26 protein-coding genes are annotated in these 20,276 nt (G+C 61.2%); 2 read left to right on the top strand and 24 right to left on the bottom strand.

What is annotated here, in order from left to right; all coding sequences use genetic code 11:
* Positions 1 to 15: 15 nt before the first annotated feature.
* The 24 genes from ACIOU6_RS10910 to ACIOU6_RS10795 form a co-directional block, all read right to left on the bottom strand.
* Positions 16 to 993, bottom strand: coding sequence for a hypothetical protein (locus tag ACIOU6_RS10910; protein ID WP_401136066.1), 978 nt, complete (start codon positions 991 to 993; stop codon positions 16 to 18).
* A complete protein-coding gene (locus ACIOU6_RS10905) occupies positions 978 to 1,670 on the bottom strand; it encodes a hypothetical protein (RefSeq protein ID WP_401136064.1) in 693 nt (230 codons plus the stop codon). Before ACIOU6_RS10905 ends, ACIOU6_RS10910 begins: the two co-directional genes overlap by 16 nt.
* Positions 1,667 to 2,221 carry a DNA-binding protein gene (locus ACIOU6_RS10900; protein ID WP_401136062.1) on the bottom strand — a complete coding sequence of 185 codons (555 nt, stop codon included), beginning with the start codon at positions 2,219 to 2,221 and terminating at the stop codon, positions 1,667 to 1,669. Before ACIOU6_RS10900 ends, ACIOU6_RS10905 begins: the two co-directional genes overlap by 4 nt.
* Positions 2,218 to 3,141, bottom strand: coding sequence for a hypothetical protein (locus ACIOU6_RS10895; RefSeq protein ID WP_401136059.1), 924 nt, complete (start codon positions 3,139 to 3,141; stop codon positions 2,218 to 2,220). Before ACIOU6_RS10895 ends, ACIOU6_RS10900 begins: the two co-directional genes overlap by 4 nt.
* Positions 3,138 to 3,845: a hypothetical protein gene (locus ACIOU6_RS10890; RefSeq protein WP_401136056.1), complete on the bottom strand. Its 708-nt coding sequence runs from the start codon at positions 3,843 to 3,845 to the stop codon at positions 3,138 to 3,140. The genes ACIOU6_RS10895 and ACIOU6_RS10890 overlap by 4 nt, the downstream gene beginning before the upstream one ends.
* 8 nt (positions 3,846 to 3,853) lie before the next feature.
* A complete protein-coding gene (locus tag ACIOU6_RS10885; protein ID WP_401136053.1) occupies positions 3,854 to 5,443 on the bottom strand; it encodes a phage tail protein in 1,590 nt (529 codons plus the stop codon).
* An 8-nt stretch (positions 5,444 to 5,451) separates the two neighbouring features.
* The gene (locus ACIOU6_RS10880; RefSeq protein WP_401136051.1) at positions 5,452 to 5,976 is read right to left on the bottom strand and encodes a phage tail protein; all 525 of its coding nucleotides are present in this window, start codon (positions 5,974 to 5,976) and stop codon (positions 5,452 to 5,454) included.
* On the bottom strand, positions 5,969 to 7,144 hold the full coding sequence (locus ACIOU6_RS10875) for a baseplate J/gp47 family protein (protein WP_401136048.1): 1,176 nt from the start codon (positions 7,142 to 7,144) through the stop codon (positions 5,969 to 5,971). The genes ACIOU6_RS10880 and ACIOU6_RS10875 overlap by 8 nt, the downstream gene beginning before the upstream one ends.
* A complete protein-coding gene (locus ACIOU6_RS10870; RefSeq protein WP_401136045.1) occupies positions 7,141 to 7,458 on the bottom strand; it encodes a DUF2590 family protein in 318 nt (105 codons plus the stop codon). The genes ACIOU6_RS10875 and ACIOU6_RS10870 overlap by 4 nt, the downstream gene beginning before the upstream one ends.
* Complete coding sequence (locus ACIOU6_RS10865; RefSeq protein WP_401136042.1) at positions 7,455 to 9,440, bottom strand: phage tail tape measure protein; 1,986 nt, start codon at positions 9,438 to 9,440, stop codon at positions 7,455 to 7,457. The genes ACIOU6_RS10870 and ACIOU6_RS10865 overlap by 4 nt, the downstream gene beginning before the upstream one ends.
* Positions 9,441 to 9,447: 7 nt before the next feature.
* On the bottom strand, positions 9,448 to 9,588 hold the full coding sequence (locus tag ACIOU6_RS10860; protein ID WP_163005298.1) for a DUF6890 family protein: 141 nt from the start codon (positions 9,586 to 9,588) through the stop codon (positions 9,448 to 9,450).
* Positions 9,589 to 9,611: 23 nt separating this feature from the next.
* Positions 9,612 to 9,905 carry a putative phage tail assembly chaperone gene (locus ACIOU6_RS10855; RefSeq protein WP_064392723.1) on the bottom strand — a complete coding sequence of 98 codons (294 nt, stop codon included), beginning with the start codon at positions 9,903 to 9,905 and terminating at the stop codon, positions 9,612 to 9,614.
* Between the two features lie 43 nt (positions 9,906 to 9,948).
* Complete coding sequence (locus ACIOU6_RS10850; RefSeq protein ID WP_401136038.1) at positions 9,949 to 10,404, bottom strand: lysis protein; 456 nt, start codon at positions 10,402 to 10,404, stop codon at positions 9,949 to 9,951.
* Complete coding sequence (locus ACIOU6_RS10845) at positions 10,404 to 10,937, bottom strand: lysozyme (RefSeq protein WP_401136035.1); 534 nt, start codon at positions 10,935 to 10,937, stop codon at positions 10,404 to 10,406. The genes ACIOU6_RS10850 and ACIOU6_RS10845 overlap by 1 nt, the downstream gene beginning before the upstream one ends.
* Positions 10,934 to 11,140, bottom strand: coding sequence for a hypothetical protein (locus ACIOU6_RS10840; RefSeq protein ID WP_064392730.1), 207 nt, complete (start codon positions 11,138 to 11,140; stop codon positions 10,934 to 10,936). The genes ACIOU6_RS10845 and ACIOU6_RS10840 overlap by 4 nt, the downstream gene beginning before the upstream one ends.
* Positions 11,137 to 11,349: a TraR/DksA family transcriptional regulator gene (locus tag ACIOU6_RS10835; RefSeq protein WP_401136032.1), complete on the bottom strand. Its 213-nt coding sequence runs from the start codon at positions 11,347 to 11,349 to the stop codon at positions 11,137 to 11,139. The genes ACIOU6_RS10840 and ACIOU6_RS10835 overlap by 4 nt, the downstream gene beginning before the upstream one ends.
* The gene (locus ACIOU6_RS10830) at positions 11,349 to 11,798 is read right to left on the bottom strand and encodes a phage protein (RefSeq protein WP_064392733.1); all 450 of its coding nucleotides are present in this window, start codon (positions 11,796 to 11,798) and stop codon (positions 11,349 to 11,351) included. Before ACIOU6_RS10830 ends, ACIOU6_RS10835 begins: the two co-directional genes overlap by 1 nt.
* A gap of 5 nt (positions 11,799 to 11,803) precedes the next feature.
* Complete coding sequence (locus ACIOU6_RS10825; protein ID WP_401136029.1) at positions 11,804 to 12,919, bottom strand: DUF2586 domain-containing protein; 1,116 nt, start codon at positions 12,917 to 12,919, stop codon at positions 11,804 to 11,806.
* Between the two features lie 11 nt (positions 12,920 to 12,930).
* Positions 12,931 to 13,614 carry a phage virion morphogenesis protein gene (locus ACIOU6_RS10820; protein WP_401136026.1) on the bottom strand — a complete coding sequence of 228 codons (684 nt, stop codon included), beginning with the start codon at positions 13,612 to 13,614 and terminating at the stop codon, positions 12,931 to 12,933.
* Positions 13,601 to 14,047, bottom strand: a complete 447-nt coding sequence (locus ACIOU6_RS10815) for a phage tail protein (RefSeq protein WP_401136023.1) — start codon at positions 14,045 to 14,047, stop codon at positions 13,601 to 13,603. The genes ACIOU6_RS10820 and ACIOU6_RS10815 overlap by 14 nt, the downstream gene beginning before the upstream one ends.
* Positions 14,044 to 14,505: a head completion/stabilization protein gene (locus tag ACIOU6_RS10810; RefSeq protein ID WP_401136174.1), complete on the bottom strand. Its 462-nt coding sequence runs from the start codon at positions 14,503 to 14,505 to the stop codon at positions 14,044 to 14,046. Before ACIOU6_RS10810 ends, ACIOU6_RS10815 begins: the two co-directional genes overlap by 4 nt.
* A 98-nt stretch (positions 14,506 to 14,603) precedes the next feature.
* Positions 14,604 to 15,329: a phage terminase small subunit gene (gene gpM, locus ACIOU6_RS10805; protein ID WP_401136021.1), complete on the bottom strand. Its 726-nt coding sequence runs from the start codon at positions 15,327 to 15,329 to the stop codon at positions 14,604 to 14,606.
* Positions 15,326 to 16,345, bottom strand: a complete 1,020-nt coding sequence (locus ACIOU6_RS10800; RefSeq protein WP_401136019.1) for a phage major capsid protein, P2 family — start codon at positions 16,343 to 16,345, stop codon at positions 15,326 to 15,328. The genes gpM and ACIOU6_RS10800 overlap by 4 nt, the downstream gene beginning before the upstream one ends.
* A gap of 1 nt (position 16,346) precedes the next feature.
* Entirely contained in the window at positions 16,347 to 17,264 is a 918-nt protein-coding gene (locus ACIOU6_RS10795; protein WP_401136017.1) for a GPO family capsid scaffolding protein, read from the bottom strand.
* A 163-nt stretch (positions 17,265 to 17,427) separates the two neighbouring features.
* Here ACIOU6_RS10795 and ACIOU6_RS10790 point away from each other — a divergent pair, with 163 nt between their 5' ends.
* Both ACIOU6_RS10790 and ACIOU6_RS10785 read left to right on the top strand, forming a co-directional pair.
* The gene (locus ACIOU6_RS10790; RefSeq protein ID WP_401136014.1) at positions 17,428 to 19,482 is read left to right on the top strand and encodes a terminase large subunit domain-containing protein; all 2,055 of its coding nucleotides are present in this window, start codon (positions 17,428 to 17,430) and stop codon (positions 19,480 to 19,482) included.
* Positions 19,421 to 20,272: a phage portal protein gene (locus tag ACIOU6_RS10785; protein WP_401136171.1), complete on the top strand. Its 852-nt coding sequence runs from the start codon at positions 19,421 to 19,423 to the stop codon at positions 20,270 to 20,272. Before ACIOU6_RS10790 ends, ACIOU6_RS10785 begins: the two co-directional genes overlap by 62 nt.
* Positions 20,273 to 20,276 lie beyond the last annotated feature (4 nt).

The raw sequence follows: 20,276 nt of genomic DNA, 5'->3' as shown, positions 1-20,276 counted from the left end.
AACAAGGCTCTCCAGTTAAAGAGTGATCGGTTTCACCGGGGTCGCTAGCGCCAAGGCTTGAGCGGCTTTAGCAGTAAATGCCGCCGCATCGGTTGGACTCGGCGTTGGCCCAGGTACGTGCGTATGAGTCGCAAGCTGGGCGTTCATCTGCTGAAGCAAATCGAGTGTGTCGCATACGACCCGAAACAAGTTCACGCTTTCAGATCCGATCCAGTTTTTCGGCGCCTGCAAACGCTGACTGACGCCGGCCACGCTTTTACGCAACCCCTCGATCCGCTCCTGCATGTCCCCGCCTACCGTAGCGTTGTGCTTTTGACCCACGACTACGTTCAGATCCCGGCCAGTCGCCTGGTGCAAATCATCCACCGCCGCCAAGCTCGCAGATCCCCCCGACAACAGCTTGAGCGCACCCAGCGCCTCGATCGTTTTAATACCACCCACTGACTCGGTCGAATGGTCGTCCACTGTTCTGGTGTGGTTCTGGAAGGCCTCGGTGTTGTCCAGGGCTTCGACCTCGCGCTCGATCGCCTTGTCCCGGATCTTGCCATCGGTTTGGCGCAGCCAGTTCCCGTCCGCGTCGACGCGCTGTTGGCAGGCCTCGCTGTGCTGCCACACCTGGTCGCCCTTCGGCACCCGGGGCAGGCTCAGACCGTGCGGCAGGATCTGCGTGATGAATGGCTTGTGTGGCAGACCGTAAGCGAAGCTGATCACGACGGTGGTGCCCTCCTCCGGAAAGCCAAACATCCCCGCTTCTTGTCCGCCCATCGGCGCCGGCAATGGCAGGCCTTCGAGGATCGGCAGATCCGGATCAGGCTCGCCATCGGCCAGCAGCACTTCGACATCAACGCCAAAGCGCGGCCGGAAGTCGTCACACAGCCCGGGCGCCGCCGGCGCATCCGGTACCGCAACCACACGGCCAAAGCGCGGTAGGTGATAACCGCCACTCAATTCAGGAAATTGGCGCGCTACGCTGCGCTTTATTGCGTCGTCCATTTGATCGCCATTTGATTGCCGGCGAGCGTCACGCTGGTGATCCGTTCGCCCTGGTTGATAGTTGCGCCTGGTCGAAGCCCCGGAAGGGGCGCGATCACCGCGCTTTGATTGCCCTGGTAGCCGTCGAACAGTTCGACCGGCAGTTGCAGCGCAGTGCGGGTACCGAAGAAGCTGTCGGCCCAACTGCCCACAAATACTTCGCCGTCGCCCTGCTGCTGCCAGATGAAGTCGGGGATGTTGAAGACGTTGGCCAGACTGTCCATCGCCAAATAGCCCGCCGCCAGGCTGTAGAAATACGGTGCTTTGACCTTGGCATAAGCCTTGTCCGGAACCCGAAAGCCCAGTCCGGTTTTATCGCTGATTTCGGCCAGCACGGCCTGCAGGTCGACGTGACGCAGGTTCAGCGGCAACGGGTTGGCCAGGATCGAGGACAACTCGCGGCAAGCCACCAACTGCTGGGTGCTGTTGGCGGCGGTCGACCGTTCGACGTAGCCAAGGAAGTGACGCTGCAGCGTGCGCTCGTTATAGCCGATATCCAACGTCACCAGACCTTTCAAGGATTCACCGGCCTGCACCGTGAACGTCGCACGACCAGGGCTTTTGATGTCCAGGCGCACTTCGTCCTTGATCAGCGGGTAGACCTGGCCGGCGATCGTCAAAACCTTATGCAGCTTCATGTTTTCGGCGCCAGGTAGTCATCCAGCTTCTTGAGGGTCTTTTCAAAGCCGCTCAGTTCTTGGGCCTCGCTTCCAGTCCCACCACCGGCCGCGCCGCCTGCGGCGCCGCCGACCGCCTGGCCGGGTGCTGATTGCGCGCTGACGCCGTTGGCTGCCCGTCGCTGTTCGACCTTCTCGGGGTTCGAGGCTTTTTCCGACAGTGTGAACTGGACCAGCCAAGCGGCCAGCGTGTCGTCTTCCCGGGCGCTGACACCGTCCGAAAACTGCACCTCACGAATGCCAAACGCGGCGGCGGTGTCGTTGACGATCCGGTACATCTTGAGCTGGCCACCGCCTGCCGTGGCCTCGGCCAGGCGCATGATCGTGCGCATCTGCACCGAATCGACGAAGGGAATCATCAGCGACACCGCTAGGGTTTTCGGCTTGAAGCCCTTGTGGGCAGTCTCGGTGTTGCTGGTTTGGCCAGACATGTCATCGGCTTCGATGCGCAGGTTGGCGGTGATCTTCATCCGTTTGCCCAGGACCTGCTCGCCGTCGAGTAATAGCGTCATAGGCCGACCAACTCCCGCACGAAGCTCAAGCCTTCCAGCGACCCCACCAGCAGCACGCCGGCGGACAGCACCCACTCATGACCTGGTGCTTCGCCCTCGAGCAGCGAGCGACGCAATTCATTGACATCCCCCGGACCGATCAGCCGTGCGCGCATGCTGGTGTCAGCCGAGCCTCCGGCCAGCAGCGCCTTGAGGTCATTCAGCTGTTGATCCCGGCCCTGCTGTTGCGCCGCTTTTCGTGTGGCCAGCGCCGCCAGATCGGCCATCGGCGAACTGTCGGCCGCGTAACTCTCAAGCACCGCCAGTTGACCAGACATCGATTGCTTCGCGGCTTTGACCAACGTGCAGCGCTCAAGCGGCAGCGATTGCCAACGCGGCAGCGGGCCAGAACTGGGGATAACCCACTTATCTGTCTCCAGCGTCGATAGATGTCCGGCCCGACGCTCGGTGCGTACCAGGTCCGGGATCGGTAGCAGCGCATTGAAGCGCGACAGCGTGGCGGCCAGCTGGGCGTAATTGGTGCCCAAGAACATCAGTGACAACGCGTACTGCGGGCCGGTGGGACGCCCAGTGTCGGTGGCGTCGATCAGTTTGCCGGCCAGCTGCTGCAGCAAATTCGGCGCAGACAGAAAACGCTGATTGCCGAGTCCCTGACCAATGCCGCTCTGGAACGGTGTCACCACCAGGCACGCCGGCGCCTCACCCAACTGCCCCGCCATCGCTGCACGGCCGGCGGCGATTGCGCCTTTCGCCGCGTCACCGACTGGACCCGGGTTCGTGCTGGTCATGCCGTCGAGGCTCGCCAGACGAAACGCAGTGCTGGCCAGCTCGCCGCCGGCCAGATCCTGAGCCGCGCTCAGTCCTTCCATCCATTGAGTGGCTTGTTCTGGCCAGCGCATGGTCACCGGTAACCAGGTCATGCTGAAAGCTTCCAGGTGACGGCTTTCATCATCTTGAGATCTTTGCTTTGCCGAGCTTTGTCCAAGGCTTCACGCAAGCTGTCCGCGTGCTGCTGAGCACTCTGCTTGAAACGCACCAGGTCCTGACTGACGCGCTGCAACTGGGCGATGGTGTGCGGTCGGAATGCCTTCACCTGTTCGGCGTCCCAACATGGATAAACGTCGTCCACGCCCAGCAGCACCTGACCATTGAGATCCACCTGGTCATCAATGGCACTGCTATAGCGGTGCACCTCACCCAAAGCCTTGGAGCTGAAGCCACCGGCGATAAAAGCCGTGTAGTCCGCTTCGATCATCAGCAGTTTTTGGCTCTGCAGCGCAGTCAACACTGCGTCGATGTCATCCACCCAAGCGCCGTTTTTCCAGACCTGATTCGGCCCGGGCTTTTTCATGGTGTATCCGGACGGTATCCGCTCAAACCCTTCCAGGGTAAGGGGCTCGCCGGACACCGTGCTGTAAACCACCACGCCGCCCAAGTAGTCCACCAGTTGCCAATTCTCGCCGTTCCAGCAAGCAACTTGATGTTCGGGAGCCGCAGGTGGAGGTGTTTCAACGCAGCCGCCGGGGATTAGGTACACACCAGGCTCAAGAGGCGACTCGTCAGCCTCAGTGGTACCAATGAACATACCCAGATGGTCTGTCTGATAAACGAGTTTGTCAGTCATGCTCGGTCTCAATACTTGATGCAGAAAAGAAGGGCGATGTTCTTTGGCCGCGTTTCGGCGGCGCCGGCAGCATTAACGGTGATCGCGTGAGAGTGGTTTCCGCTGCCATTCATACCTACGTTGTGCGAGTGGGCTCCAGCCCATGCAGTTTCATGCGCACCGCTCGACTGTTGCACCGAGTTGACGCCGGGCGCACCTTGACCAATACCGGGCGCGCCTGCAGTCGCGTGGGTGTGCGCCCCTTGGACATCGGTCCACGCAGAGTGGACGTGATTACCACCTGCACCGGCCGAAGCCGTGTGAGTGTGGGACTGATGCATCATTTCTTGATAAGTGCCAAGTACCCGAGCGGCATCAATGCCACGTCCATCGTCCAGGCCGCGAAGAAACAGGCCACGCAGATCAGGTACGCCGAAGGTAGTGGTGCCGTCACCGGCCCCAAACACCGTACCGATACGCGCAAAGAGGCTGGCAAAGGTCGTGCGCGACACCACGGCGCCGTTGCACTTGAGCCAGCCAGATGGCGCTGTACTCATCGCGAACGAGGCCACCATGCCCGTTAACGATTCGCCGACCTGTTGCTGGAGCCTATTGAGTGCCGCCGTCGTAGCCAGAATTTCGCTACTGTTTGTGCTGGGGTCGTCGCTCTTGGCGTTCGGCAGATTGCCCAGGTCCACGTCTTCTTTGGTGGTCGCCCGTGCGCGCAGGTATTCGTAATCACCCGTGCGCGCCGCGAAGTGCTTCACCAGCGGCCCGTCGATCAGCTCGACACTTCGGCGATCGGTGATGGTGCCGGCGTTCGGCAAATCCGCCAGTGCCACGCAGTAATGGCGTACCCCGGCGCTGTCGGTGTAGTCAGGGCGATCGGCGGCAAACACCACGTTCCAGTTGGCCACGACATCGCTGAGTTCGCGCTGCAGGGAGACGTCCAGCCACGCCGTGGTGGGGAATGCCGGCGGCACTACCGCAAGCGCGGCGGAGCGCACCAGGCGAATGCCTTCGACGTAGGCGCTGCCCGGTTGCAGCTGATAAGCGCTGCCGACCTTCACCAGTTGCAGCGAAGCGCCGAAGAAGCACGCCCGACCAAAGATGTCGCGATTGCTCAGTCGTTCACGCTCATCGATGCCGGCCAAGCGCACAGTGAAGTCGTGCTGCCAGGTGCTGGCATCAATCGTGATGCCGGTCAGCGCCTGGGCACCGTCGAACGCCACCAGAAAGTTGCGCGTCAGGTTGTTGCCGATCTGCAGCGGCGGGATGTTGCGGCGCTTGATCTGCAGCGGCACATACGCCACAGCGAACAGCACGCCCTCGGCCGTCTCCAGTCCGATCCAGTTGAAGTCCCAGTCGCCGACGTCGGAGCCGATCTGCGAGCTGTAGACCACCTGATTGGGGTTCACGTAGCCGGCGTTCTCCTTGGGAATGTCGTAAACGTGAACGATCTGCGCGGCGGCAGGTTTCGGCGCGGCGCGATCAACCGGCCCGCTCGGGTCAAGCCCGGGCACGTTGGCAAAAATAAAGCGCGTGACATCGAGGCCCAGCTGGGCGGCGTGTTTCTGTGCGATCAGGCTTTCACCCGCAAGGGTAATACTGGCTCCCATGGGGGCTCCTAAAGACTGGCAACCAGCGTTTGCTGGTCGTCGTTGAAGTCGACCAGAGCGATGCGAAACGGCACCGGCGTGATGGTCACGAAGTCATAACGGCGGCAGGTGCGGCCGTATTGCTGAATCAAAACCCGCAGCAGTTCCGGGTTCTGTGAAAGCTGGGTGTCGGAGAAACGCAGCAGCACGACGTCCCAATCCCGATCGGGCATCCGCTCCTCGATCTCGATGTAGCCGACGCCCAGGCGCTGCAGGATGCGTTTCATCCCGGCGGTGCTGCCGGCGTCGACCGCGTTGATGAAGGCGAACTTCACGCGCAAGCGGTACAGGCTTTCGGGCTCGCCTTTGAAGCGCGTGATGTCGCGCTGCCAGGCCAGCAAATCGAGCATGGTCAAATGGCAGGTGTCAGCGTCCAGCTGCAGCAGCGGCCAGCGCAACCAACCCTCGACCTTGCCCCACCAGGACTGCGCGGCATCCTTGAGCTTGGTCAGCTCGGTACCGGCCAACCAGAATTTCAGCTCGAGCTTAATCATTGGTCAGCACCTCCAGACTCTGGATCCGGGGGATGTTCAGCTCTGACAGGATGTCGTCGTTGTCGAAGTGCAACGACTCGATCCCCGGGAATTGCTGGTGCAGCTCTTCGCCCAGGCGGCTGAATGAAAAGCGCGACTGGGGATAAGTCAGCGTCGGCTGGTAGTCGCTGGTGGTGCTTTCGCGAAACGCCGCCCGGATGAACAGCGCGGTTTCGTCCTGCAGGGTTTGCCGCTGGGCATCGCTCAGGGTGGAGCGCGGCCAGAGGGTCACCCGCAACGCGTGCAGGGTTTCCGGCATGACCATCACCAGAAGATCGTCACCGTGGCCATGGTTGCCCTGGTCCCGGATGTGCGAATTGATTTGCTCCAGGTAAGTCGCTGCCGGCACGTCGGCATCGAACAGCACAAAGGCGTTGGCACTGCCCGGACCACGTGGCGCGCCATGCTCGAAATACACGCCATCCGGACGCACGCCCGGGAACGCGGAAATCATCGCTCGATACACCGCGTCGGTGTGCCATTGGTTGACCGCCGAGAACTGATTGCGCACGCGCAGACGCAGCTCGTCGTTGGGCTCCCTGTCCGCGCCTGGTGTGGTCAACCAGCCGTCCGCGTTGACCACCTGGGCTATGCCTGGAATCGGCACTGGTAACACGGCGTAATAGCCGGGCGCCAAGTTGAAGCCACTGCCAACGTCCACCGCTTCGACCGGTACCAGCAACTGCATCAGGCCATCGGTGAAGGTGCCGACCGCCGTGGTGACCAGCTGGTAAACGTGGCCATTGATCGCGGCGGACTGCACCACCGTGCCTTTCGCGACCTCAAGCGCCCCGCCCGGGGCCACACGGGTGAACAGCAACATGCCGCTGGCTTTGGTAGCCCCCTTGCGCTCGACATTCACACCCCAGGCCAGCATGTCGAGCCAAGCATCTACGGCGGTTTTGACGAAGAAATTCGGCAGTACCGTGGCGACAAAAAAGTCGAGAATCCACAGCACGGGTTTGGTCACCAACGCGGTGACCACCCGCCAGAATGGCGACCAGGTGCTGGTGTTGCTCAGCTTGCTGCCCTGGGCGAGTACTTCCGCTTCCCACGCCTGGCGCAGACCGGCCTCAGTGGTCGGAATGCCGGCGTCGGACAGGGCCTGTTTGAAATCCACGTCACTCACAACGTCACCTCGATGCTGCCGAATTTCAGGGTTGTGGCCGTCACCAGGAACTGCCCAGGCTCAAGCTGGGTGATCAGTGCCGTACCTGGTACGAGGCGTTCGTCCGCCTCGACCAGCAGCTCCAATTGCTGAATGCAGTCGCGCTGTTTCAGGCGGTTACGCTCGGCCACCAACGTCACCAGCAGGCCGCTGTCGCGGATCATGTGGGCGATGTCCTGGGCGATGCTGGCCCGGTCATTGATCAGCTCGGGCTGGCGGGACGGATCGAGCACCAGGTCGTTGTCGTGAATCAGCAGGTCGATGTATTCGCTCATCCCGGGACCGCCATGCTCATCATGTTTTCAAGCTCCAGCGGGGTCATGGGTTTGGCGGTATTGATGTTCAGTGTTTCCACATGGGTGCCCTTGTTCTGGCTGCTGTTGTTGTTCTGAATGCTGGTCAGCAAGCCACCCGGTGGCACGGCGTTGGGACGCACCGGCGACAGGGTTGGAATGGCCGCGTTGATCGTCTGCTGGGCCTTTTGCGCCGCTGCAGCGCTTTCTGCGGTGTTGACGCCGATGTCGGTACCGGGCACCTCGGGCATTGCGCCGAACTTGGTCTCGATGTCGACGCCGGGGATCTTGTTCAGCAGCTCAATCAGGTTGTTGATCGACTTGTGAAAGATCGCGACGATGCCGTCCCACGCCGCCTTCGCCATGCCACTCCAGCCGCCCATGGACGTGAACCAGTCGGAAAGTGCTTTGAGCTGCGCGCTGACCCATTTGAACGCCTCGGTGTTCATCAGCGCAGACGTCCAGTCATCCCAGTAGTAAATGGCGACGGCGACCAGCGCGATCAGAGCGGCGATCCCCATCACGATTACGCCGATAGGGTTGGCCGTCAGAGCAACGTTGACCAGCCAGATCGCGCCCTGCCACAGCAGCATGGCTGTGCGAATGATCCCCATCGTGGTGTACAGAATCGTCAGGCCCGCGACGTACAGCGCGATCACCGCCACCTGTAGAATGAACCCGGCCACGGCCCGCAGATTGAGCAGCTGCACCACTTTCCAGACCGTCACCATGGCCATCCACGCCATACGGCCGGCACCGACGGCAAACGTCAGCAGGGACATGGCGGCAATGAGCGCCAGGATCGTCAGCGAGACGATGCCGATCACCCGCGTGATGTTGGGGAAGATCTGAGTCCAGCGCGTCATGGTGCCGGCAATGCCGGAAAGCTTGGCCATCAGCGGCGTCAGGATCGGGATCAGTGCCTGGCCGAAGGCGATGCGCAGCGCTTCCACCGCTGCTGCAAATTGTTGCCACGGGTCCACCATGGCTTTGGCCATGTGCTCGGCGTCCTCGAGGCCGCGCACCTTGCCCAACTTATCCATGCCGTTGCGCAGCCGATCGGTGTCCTTGGCCAGGGACGTGATCACCTGCGCACCCTCCCCGCCAAACGCCTCCGTCAGTTTGGTGTTGGCCGAAGCACTCGTCAGGTCACCCAGTTTTCCCTGCAGCTTTTCCATGATCTGCAGCATGGGCAACGCCTTGCCGTTGGAGTCGGTGAAGGTCATGCCCATCTTCTCGGAGGCGGCGCCCAGGTTCTCGAAGAACGCCTTGTAGCGGCCTCCGGCGTCGCCGCCTTCCATGGTGCTGCTCAGCGAGCCGATCACCGCGAACTGCTCCGCAATATCCACGCCGGCAGCAGAGGCGATCGAGCCCACTTCCTTGAAGGCGTCCTTGAGTTGGGCGCCGTCGGTTCGAAACAGCTGCACCGCCAAAGCTGTCTGGCCACCGAGTTTTTCAACCCATTCGCCCTTGCCCATGGCGTCGGCCTGGCCCTTGAACAGGTTGTACATGGTGCCCACATAGGCACCCATGGTTTCAGCGTCGGATTTGGTGGCCTTGGCCAGCAGGTTGCTGGTGTTGGTAAAGGTGGCCAACTGGCTGCCGGTCAGGCCCTTAATCGCACCTTCGATGCTGTACGCCGACGCGACAAAATCCCGGGCGTTCTCGCCGTAGTTCACCGAGAACTCCAGGGATTTCTGATTCAGCGCCGTGAGCGCGTCCTCGGCCACGCCCAAAGATTTGACCTCGCCCAGGGCGCGGTTCATTTCCAGCGCAGGCTGCAGCGATTCGTTGATACCGACGAAAGCCCCCGTGACACCGGCCAAGCCCATGCCCATCGTTTTGATGTTCTTTTCGCTTTGCTCGGCAAGGTCGGAAAAACCTGTTTTCACCTTGCCCAACGGTGCAGTGACCTTGTCGGTCAGGGCCAGGATGAAGTCCAGGCGGGCGCTACGGTCGGCCATGTGTGTCCTATCCGTTCAGCGCATGGGCAATGCCGTTGGCCACAGCAAATTCCATGCGCTTCCAGTGTTCGTCTTCCAGCCACTTGGCCGTGCCCATGTTCTCGATGGTGGGCTCGGCACCAGGCAGCCAACGGTTGGTCAGGGCCATCAGTTGGCCCAGCCCGTCCTCGGTCAGGCGGTCAGCGTGCTCAAGGGCTTTTTTACGATGATCCCGATGTCAGGGGCGTACTCCTCGAGCAGCGCGCCGGCGATCTGCATGGTGTTAACCGGGTTAACCATCAGCTCGCGCAGATCGGCCTTTTGCGCCGGCAGCACGGTGGTGCTCAGCAAGTTGAAGGACGGCGCAACCTTGTTGTTGGCGGTCATGGCGTTGAAGTACTTGGTCACGTCCTGGGGCGTCAGGTTGAAGGCGAATTCTTTCTCGCCGATTTCCAGGGTGATTTCGCGGGATTGGATCTGGCTCATGTTCATGTCCGTTTTGGTGGTTGGGTTAAAGGGGTGATTCGGGTCAGCGCAGGCACACCTGGCTGACGTAGTCCTGCAGGCCCAGGATCATTTGCTTGCTGAGGGCGAGCTGATCTCTGAGGGTGAAATAATCCGGTCGAGCGTCTGCTGCGAGTTCGGCGGTACCTGCATCAGCCACGCCGCCGGCGCCGGTGGTGTCTGGCGTGGTGCTGCTGCAGGTGGCTTTGACGCGCAGCCGCTGACGGCCATCGACAACGTCAAGGCGCAAAGCATCGATTTCAGTGCGTGCATCGGTCAGTTCCTGGGTACGGTTACGGTCTATCGCGTCTCGGGCGGCCAACATCTCGCCGGTGATTCGGGCCGCTTCACGCAGGCCGCTGGCTTCGTACTGGGCTGCATCACGCTCGGCCCGCGCGGTGTCGCGCTGTCCCTGCAGGATGTCGAACCCAACGAACGCCGCCAGGCAGGCCAGCAGTGGAAACAGAAGCTCGCGCAGCATCACAAGTCCTCAGCGCACACGGTGGCTTCGTCCCGCCGGCGAGCGTGCAGCCCTGGTACAAATTGTTTTCGGCCTTGGGCATCGGTCACAAACGACCACACCGGTGTTTTGCCATCCGGGGCCCAGGCCAACGCCTTGCAGCCCTCGGCGATGCGACCGGCATTGATCAGGCCGACAGCCCGACTGGCGCAGGTACTGGCCACGCCGAAGTTGTGCGAGTGGCTGCTCAGGGCGTCGAAGGTCTTCTGGCCGATCGCCTGATTGCTCAGGCAGTCAGCCAGAGCCAGTTGGCCTTTCTCGATCACCAGCTGCTCCACCTCGGCACAGCGTGCCGGCGACCAGTAGTCACCGACGATCAGCGGATACGGACTGGTGTAACGGGTGATGCCCTTGCACACCGTAGGCAGGCCACGGGCCAACTTATCGGCGTACACCACGTTCTGGCCGTTGCCTTCCCACTTGCCCAGGAACGCGAGCAAAGGCGCGCTGGCCAGCACAATCGCGCCGGCGGCGATCTTGGTGCGCAGGCTCACGACTTGCCCTTCCAGTCGAGCAGCATCTGGCGATACTTGGGAATCAGCAGAAGGATCTGCAGCACCATGTAGAGCGCGGTCAGCATGTAAGCGACCGCCGACCAATCGACGGCGCCCGTTACACCTGTAGCGGCAACGCCGATTGCCGGCGACGCCTTGGCCAGCGCAACGGCGGTGTCCTGGGCGACCTGATTCGCGCTCATCGCAGAACCTCTTTCTCAAAAATGGTTTGGCACGGCACGCAGCGGGTCATACCGCCCAGCACCTGGCGTTTTTCCGGGATCGGCTGATCACAGTCTTCGCAATGGGTCAGACTTGGCCCGATCGGCCGCGTGCGGGCCAGCTGAGCAGCGATCGCCTGATCACGCTGGCGTTGCTCCAATGCCTGGGCGCGGTCGAACGGGCAGACCATCAGCGCAGGCCCTCGATCTCGGCCGCAGCCAGGTACGGCACGCCGTTGATGCGGACGAAGTCCGGACTAGAAACGTCGAACGGCACCTTGTGCTTGGTTTTCTCGCCGCCTTTCGGGTCGACACTGAGCAGGCTGGACACCTTCAACTTGCAGCCGAACGCCTCGATGCGCAGCTCTTCATCGCCTGCTTTGGCGAAGAACACCGAGTCGAAAGGCTCCAACTGGCGGAAGCTGCCGGCAGACCGTGCCGCCTCGATCAGCAGGTTGAAGTTGTTGGTGTCGAACTCGAACTCACCACTGGCGGACACATCGCCGTCGACGGTGCCGTTGGGCACGCCACGGGTTTGCGCCACGGCTGTGTTGTCGGTGATATCCAGGGTGCAGCTTTCGACATGGATCTGCAGATCGCCCAGGTTGATGTCGAAGTTTTTACCGCCAATACGGGACATAAGGGTTACTCCGAATCTTCGCTGGAAAGGTCGAGGGCGATGTTCGCCGTCAGGTCTTTCGGGCAGTTGAGCGGCCGGATCTTGATGTAGATCTCAACCTTGGTTTTGCTGTGCCACACTAGGACGATGTCGCCGTCTTTTGGCGATTCGATCTCGCCCGGGAACACCTCGCCGGCGAAGGTGGTGGACTTGGCCATCTGGCGCAGCGGCTTCATGAATGCGCTGATAGCGGCAGCCATGCTGTTGGGCGAATTGTTCAAGCGACGATCACCGACACGGCGGATCAGCAGCGGGCGGACTTGGCGAGCGGCCTTGTCGGCCAGGCGCAGGTACTCGACCACCTGAAAGTCACTGGCCGGCGCATCGAGCATGTTGCCGTCGCCCCAGAACACGCCCGGGTAATCGGCATAGGTTTGCGACACGGAGAAACGAGCCGCATCCAGCTCGGCGCGAATGGCGGACGGCAACGGCACGCCTTCCTTGTCGACAGGAACGGTGCCGAGGCCCAGCAGAGCACCAGACGCCACGCGCATCGGACTGTCGGCAATGCTCACGGCGGCGTTGGCCAGTCGGCCAGCCAGCACGCCCAGGTCATTGCCGTGCAACTGCGGCACGACCAGGACACGCGGCGCAGCCAGATCGGCGGTGATCGCTTTCTGCTCGGTCAGGTATTCCGCCCAGGTCTGCTGCACAGTTATGCCGGCACTTGCCGCCATGACAAAAGCGCGACGGCCAAAGGTGTTGTTCAGTGCGATCGCCGCGTCATGCATGACTGACAGTTCATTGCCGGCATCCACTGGGGTAGTAATCACCACCGCCTCGACGGAAAAGCCTTTTTGCTGGGCGTTGGTCAGTGCTTCGGACCAGCTACCATCGGCCGCGATCGGAGCAGCCAGGCACGCCCAGCGATCGCCTCCGTTGAGACGTGCGGCCGTGATCTGGGTTTTCAGATCACTGGCCGGAATACCCAGCGACCCGTCGAGGTCGCTGTCGGTGTTGAGTGCGAGCAACTGGCCGACGTTTTTGGCGGCGGTGCCGATGAAAAGGAAATAGCGTTCGATCTCAGTCACGGCACCCTGGCCGAGATTGAGGTTGTTAACGCTGACTTTGCCGAGTGCCATGCAGTGCCTCGCTAGCGGGGTGAATTTAGGATTTGTTGGAGCACCTGGTTCAGCAGCGAGGCGGTATCGCCTTCGGTACCGACGCCGATGAATTGGCGCTTGGGCAAGGTGATCTCCCAGCTTTGTGCGCCGCTGCTCTCGGTTTTTTCGTCGTCCAAGATGCGGATCAGTAGCCCCGCCCTGGCGTAGTTGACGTGTTCTTGAATCCAAGCCACTGACGGTCTGGTCAGAGACTTCTTGCCCGCCTGGCGAACTTTGAAACCCAACTTGCGCAGGCGTTTAGCCTGCTTTTCCGTGGCAGCCAGGCCGGCGGGAACGGTGTTCCACCGCTTCATTTGAGCGGCCGTACGGCGCTCACTGACGCCGTTGTGTTGTTGCGCCGCGACCCAACTGGTCAGGGCATTTTTCCAACCAAGCACGGCTTCGTCGGCGCTGACGCTGGTGACCTGCATCAGCTTCGCCAGGCCGGCTTCCATCTTCTTTTTGCCCTTGCTTGATCCCTTGCGCGCCTCGAACGGCGTGCCGTCGAGATTCTGCTGATCACGCACGCGCTTGCGGCTCATGGATCGCACGCGCTTGGAGACGTTGTTCAGCAAACGCCGGCGCAGTTGTGGCGGCAGGCTGAGCAAAGCCAGTTGTTCCTGGGCGCCAAGGAGTCCCCGGACATCGAGGTCGACGGTGCTACGACCGGCCATGGCTCGACACCTCGCCGTGCTCGGCGATCCACAGGTCAAACGGGATGAACGACCAGGCCGTGCCGAAGGCTTCGATCTCGCCCTCCGGATCCTCGGCCAGGTACTGCGGCTCAACGAACTCTAGGGTGATGTCGACGTCGGCCAGATCGTTGTCGAGCATGGTGATGTCGAACTTCGCCGCCGGCAGTTCGTCGCGCTCCTGGTCGTTGCCCTCAAGCCAACTACCCACCAACGCCATCAGGCGCCCAGGGTGATCGGCGAAACGCTCCAGCGCGATCGTGGCGCTGTAGCGCATGTCTCCCATGCGCATGCCACCGACGTCGGGCTTCCAGATCAGCTCGAGATTCACCTGGTTGGTCCAGCTGTCGAGCTGCTCGGACTCGACCAGGCGGCGCTCGATCAAATACGCCGTCAAAGCGCGGAGCTTGATCACAGCAGTGCCGCCGTAATGCGGCCACGGCCCTGCAGCGAACGCACGGCCTGTTGGCTGAACTCAAGGAATGTTTCTTTGCGCTCGGGGACTTCCTTGCCCAGGTTCTCCGCGCTTTCGCGGCGGATGATCGAGGCGAATTCCGGCAGCAAGCTGGCCTTAGCGCGGCAATACACGGCGCGCTTGTACGTCTCGGCTTGATAGGTGCGCTCCGGCAGGACGGTGGTGTCTGCAGATTCAACGCGTGACACTCCAGCGCCCTGCAAGCGCGCTTTTAACTTGGCGAGATCACTGTTGACCTCGGTCATGGCCGTAGCCAGGTTGATGACCAGCATCTCTACCAGGTGCTCCGCCGGCAGGCGGTAACCCTTCTGAAACTCGGTCACGGAGAGGTCCGGCCAGAAGCCGTCGTTCTCGATCGCTTGTTCCACAAAAGTGGTGGGTTTCCCGGAAAAGCTCATTGCTGGCCACTCGAATAGGGCGGGAAGCCTGTTTTCAGTGGGACGGTCCATAAATGGTCGGCGCACTTCCACAGGTTCCCGCTGGGGGGGGTAGTCGGTTATTCGGAAGCCGGGTTAGCGGCCGCTTGTTTTTCCAAGGCCCTGCGGACCTCTTTGATACGGGTGTTGTTGCCGGCCTGGGCGTACAGCTCCGTCGAACGTTCCAGATGCTTGAGCGCGACATCCCATTGCTTCGCCTCAATGGCGCGCATGCCGATCAACTTGTGGTACTTGCTCGGGATCTGTTCGGTCAGCTCCCATTTTCCGTCGACAAACGGCAGCAGATTGGACAGGTACGGCTCAGGGCTGCGCTGGGCGGTGTATTCGGCGTACGCCCACTCACACACGGCGTCTGCAACAAAGGTCTGGATATCCCGGCGCTTGAAGCGCTCAGGCATCTGCTGACCCTGCTCCATCAGGAAGTCCGCCAGTTCCAGGGCGTCGTCAAACTGGACGGTATCGAACAGCCAGACCATCACCTGCACCGCAACGCGGTTCGGGAAATTCAGTCCCGATTCGCAGTAGCGCTGGACGTATTCCTGGTACTTGGGCAGCAGCTCCTCGCGTTTCAGTGCCTGGCGACCGGCAAGGCCGTTGATGGCACTGATACGAGCCAGATCCTGATCCAATGCCGCTTCCTGCAGCAGCAGATGCTTGCGGGCATTTGCCGGACTGCTCAACGCGTCGGCCGGGGTGTAAGCCATGGCCGCACCTGAGAGGGCTGCAGCAACAGCGGTCACACCCATGGCCAAGGTGCGGCGCTTGTGCGCCAGGGCCAGGCTCACGCCACCAGCTCCACGTTCTCGGTCAGCGCGATCTTTTCCAGTTGCTCGATCACGTAACCTTCGTTGCGGCTGTTGTAGTCCTCGACGCGGGAGCGTTTCGGGTTGTCGACCGCCTGCTTACGCCAGCTGGAGTCCTGGAAGTAGATCGACAGGTTGTCCCAGCTGGTGACCAACACGGCGTTGACCGGGAAGTTCGGCACGCTGAACGAAGGCAAGCCGCCGTAGGTCGCGATGACCTGCAGGTTTTCGATGCGCTCTTTTTCGGTCGGGGTGTCGCCCTGCTTGGTGTACAGCTTGGCCTTGTCAGCCGCCAACAGGTCGGAACCGATGATCGCGACCAGGTCACCGTCTTCGCGCAGGATCTCGTCGACCATCTGTTTGGTGTCATGCACCAGAGCATCGAGATTGGCATAGTCGCCGCCTGCGCCCAGCTTGACCTTGCCAGCGGAGGCGCCTTCTTTGAGCACTTGCTGCGGGGCCTGCTCACGCAGTTGTTGCAACCAGCCTTTGTTCACGTCCTGCAGCTTGGGATTCGCAGCCAGATCGGTTTGGGTTGCCGCGTGCGTGCCGTGGAAGCCGATCACGATTCGGTCCTGGGCAATACGCTTCTGCACCGCGCCAGAGTAGCGATCCTGGAAGTCCGGAAACTTCGCCCAGGCGTCGATCTTCGCGTATGGCAAACCCACATCGGACTGCGTGTCGCTCAGTTCGTAAGTGGTGTTTTCCAGCGCAGAAGCATCCTTGGCTTCGCGGTCGGTGGTTTTGGTGTTGGTGCGGCCGGTCACAGGGCCGTTGACACCAATGAACACTTTTTCGCCCTTGATCTCGCTGACCGGAACGACGTTGATGCGCTCAAGGAAGTCGGCCTTGGCGGTGATCGAGTCGTTCAGTTCTTGAGCGATCGACGGTTCAACGCTGAACGTCTTGCTGGCGCGCTCAATACCGTAGGTTTCGGCGATCGCTTCCTGCAGCGCGGAATACTGCTTGGCGCCTTTGGCGCTCAATGGCTGGCCCATGTCAGAGCACCCGCTTTTTGGCAGGGGTCACAGGACCGGGGTTGCGTGGCAGCTGACGGCCGGCTGGGGTGTTCTGGAGTGCAGAGAATTGCTTCTGCAGCGCGGCCATGCTGGCGAGCAGGGCTTTGTTCGTGGCGCCGCCCTTGCGGCCGAACTCACGCTCCTCCTCGGCAGTGGTCACGATGCCGTCGACCGCCGCTTGCACGTCATCGATCGGTGCGGCTTCAGGCTCAGGAGCCTCTTCCGCGACGGGCTCAATCACAGCCTGAATGCCAGCAGCGACAATCAGCAATTGAGCCAGCAGGGCTTTAAGGGCCGTTGCTGTAGCTTCATCCATTGGGGGTTTGCTCTCGGTTGGGGTGGTGGGTTCGGCGGGCGGGGCGTCCGCTGCAAAGCGCTTGAACAGGCCGGTAAGCAAGCCAATCAGCTTGCCAACTTCGCCCTGGGGTTCCTCTTCAAAGGAGCCCAATTCGACGGACGCGGCGTAGAAAGCGTCCTTGTGGGTTTTCCTCGAGAAATAGAGTTCTTGGGTGCCAAGGCTGGCGGGCTCGTCGGTTACGCCCAAGCCGGTCAGATAGGCTTTTCCGCTACCGGCGAAGTTGGGAGTGATCTCGATGCTGGTGAAAAGCTTCTGGCCCTGGTCATTCAGGTAGAGCAACCGGTCGTTAGGCTTAAGCTGGGCTTCGAGAGCAATCTGCCCCTCTTCCAGATCATCGCCCTCTTCAACCAGGCGCACGGCGTAAACAGTGCCGTGGGAACCACTCCAGCGTTCGTGGTCGCACCAGATCACAGCCGTGTATTTGGACGGCTTGTAGGTCTCAGCGATATCGCGCAGTTCCTGGGGAAGGATCTCGCGACCATCGGCGGTGGTGCCGCTGGTGGCGACACGTTTCCAGAACGAAACAAGGGAACGGGGCATGGGCGATAACTGCGCTCAATCGGTGGTTTGAGCCGCCAAGATATGGAGCAAAACGCCCCCTAACAAACGGTTCAATTGCGCGTTCCTCCTAGATTCCCGTTCTAGGTAAATCGCAGAATTTAACCCCGCGTTTTCACCGTTTTCGCCGCATAGACTGCGGCCCATGTACTACTCGACCGAAGTTAAAGAAGCCGCCAAACGCCTGTTTCTGCGCCGCTGTAAGGCCAAGGAAATTCAGGCGCAACTCAACCTGCCCAACATCCGGATCGTCTATTACTGGATTCGCCAGGGCGGCTGGGAAGACATGCTGTCGGACGAAGAACCGCTCACCGCTGTCGGCCGACGTATCACGCTGCTACTGGACAAGGTCGGCAGTCTGTCCAAGGACGATTTGAACGAGCTGGACCGGCTGACAGTGGTGCGCGAACGGCTGCTCAAACAAGCGGCGAAACCGGCGCCGGCGGCATCGATCGGAGACGAGACAGGCGATTCCACGGAAGCTCGCCAGCGACCGCGTGGCGAACGTTCCGGCCGTGGTGAAGGCGGCGGCAAGAAGAAAGAGAAGAAGGCCAAGAACGACATCAGCGGGCTGACCGAAGTCGACTTCCTAGATAAGTTCATCAGCAAAATGTACCGCTACCAGCAGGAGCTGTTCGCGGCCAAACAGAACCCGCTGACCTGCCGAATCCGCAACATTCTCAAAAGTCGGCAGGTAGGCCTGACCTATTACTTCGCCGGCGAAGCGTTCATGGACGCGGTGTTGAGCGGCGACAACCAGGTCTTTCTGTCGGCCAGCCGATCGCAGTCCGAGATCTTCCGCAGCTATATCATCCAGTTCGCCAAGCAGTGGTTCGACATCGAGCTGACCGGCAACCCGATCGTGCTAAGCAACGGCGCCGAACTGCGCTTCCTGTCGACAAACAGCAGCACCGCTCAGGGCTACCACGGTCACGTCTACGTCGACGAATATTTCTGGATCCGCGACTTCGAAAAACTCAGCACCGTGGCCAGCGCCATGGGCACCCACAAAAAATGGCGCAAGACCTATTTCTCGACGCCCAGCGCGGTGTCGCACCAGGCCTACCCGTTCTGGACCGGAGAAGAATTCCGCAACAGCAAGCGCGGGAAAAAGGCCGGCGGCACCTGGCCGATCGAGGCGGCGTATACCCAAGGTGCGCTTTGTCCGGACGGCCAATGGCGCAAGACCATCACTATTCAGGATGCGATCGACGGCGGCTGCGATCTGTTCGACCTCGAGCAACTGCAGCTGGAGTACGACGAGGACAAGTTTCAGCAGCTCTTCTACTGCAAGTTCATCGACAGCACACAGAGCGCGTTCGGCCTCAAGGATCTGGAGCGGTGCTATTCCGACCTGTCGTTGTGGGAGGACTACAAGCCCGACGAGGAACGACCGTTCGGCAACAGCCCGGTCTGGCTGGGCTACGACCCGAGCCGGACTCGCGACGACGCGACGTGCGTTGTCATCGCCCCGCCGCTCGAGCCAGGTGCGAAGTTCCGGATCTTGGAAAAGCATAGCTGGCGTGGTCACTCGTTCACCTACCAGGCCGCTCAGGTCAAGAAGCTGACCGAGCGTTTCAACGTCCAGCACATCGGCATCGATGTCACCGGCGTGGGTTACGGCGTGTTTGACCTGGTGCGCGACTTCTACGCCAAAGCGACGCCGATTCATTACAGCCTCGAGGCGAAGAATGCCCTGGTGCTCAAAGCCCAGGACACGATCCAAGGCAGCCGCATCGAGTGGGATGCCGGATGGACCGACATCGCCCAGGCGTTCCTAACCATCAAACGCGGCACCACCAACAGCGGCCAGGTCACCTACAGCGCTTCGCGCACCGACGCGACCGGCCACGCCGATATCGCTTGGGCGGTCATGCACGCCTTGGCCAACGAACCTTTGAACACCAACAAGCGGCGTCGTAGCCGCTACGTCACGAGTGGAAACAATGCCCAAGCATCGACGCAGAAATCGCCCGGTCAACCAGCAGGCGCAACAGCATCAGCCCATGCGGGCGTTTACGTTCGGCGAACCCGAGCAGGTGCTGTCGGGCAACATCGGCGAGTACCTGGGGGTGTTCCTCAGCGACGACGGCGAGATCTACAAGCCGCCGGTGTCGCGTCCCGGCCTTGCCAAGCTGCTGCGCGCAAACGCGCACCACGGCGCAATCCCGAAGTTCAAGCGCAACCTGCTGTTGCGTGAGCTAATTCCCTCGGCCGGCTGCAGCGCCCGAACGATGGGCTGTGCGGGGTTGGATTACATGGTGTTCGGCGAAGCCTTCTTCTATCGCGACACCAACGCCTTCGGCCAAGTCCTGGAGTTGCAGCACCTGGCGTCGATCAACATGCGGGTGAAAGTCGACGGCGGTTTTCGAATGCTGCTGCCTGACAACAAGTTCATGGACTTCGACCAGGACGAGATCGAGCACGTCCTCGACTATGACGTGGAACAGAACATCTACGGAGTGCCGGACTACCTGGGCGGCATGCAGGCACTGCTGCTCAACGAAGCCGCAACCTTGTTCCGCCGGCGTTACTACAGCAACGGGGCTCACGCCGGTTACATCTTCTACACCAACGATCCGGACCTGACCGAGGAGGACGAAGACAACCTGCGCGCGCAGATCAGCTCAAGCAAGGGCGTGGGCAACTTCCGCTCGATGTTCGTCAACATCCCGAACGGCAAAGAGAACGCGATCCAGATCATCCCCGTGGGCGACTTCCAAGCCAAAGACGAGCTGGAGAAGGTGAAGAACATCACCCGCAACGACGTTATCGCCGCTTGGCGAATGAACCCAGCGCTCGCCGGCATCATTCCGGAGAACAGCGGTGGTTTTGGCGACATCGAAAAGATTGACCGGGTCTACACCAGCAACGAGATCCGGCCGATCTGTCAGCTGTTCAACCAAGTCAATGACACCTTACGACCAGACAGGCGAATCAACTGGAGAGAAGCGGATATTTCAGTTGATCCCACTGCATCCGGAACTTAGCTAA

It is taken from the genome of Pseudomonas sp. NPDC087615, from assembly GCF_044743445.1.
GTDB classification, from domain to species: Bacteria; Pseudomonadota; Gammaproteobacteria; order Pseudomonadales; family Pseudomonadaceae; genus Aquipseudomonas; species Aquipseudomonas baetica_A.
This window is presented reverse-complemented; position numbering and strand designations above follow the sequence as displayed.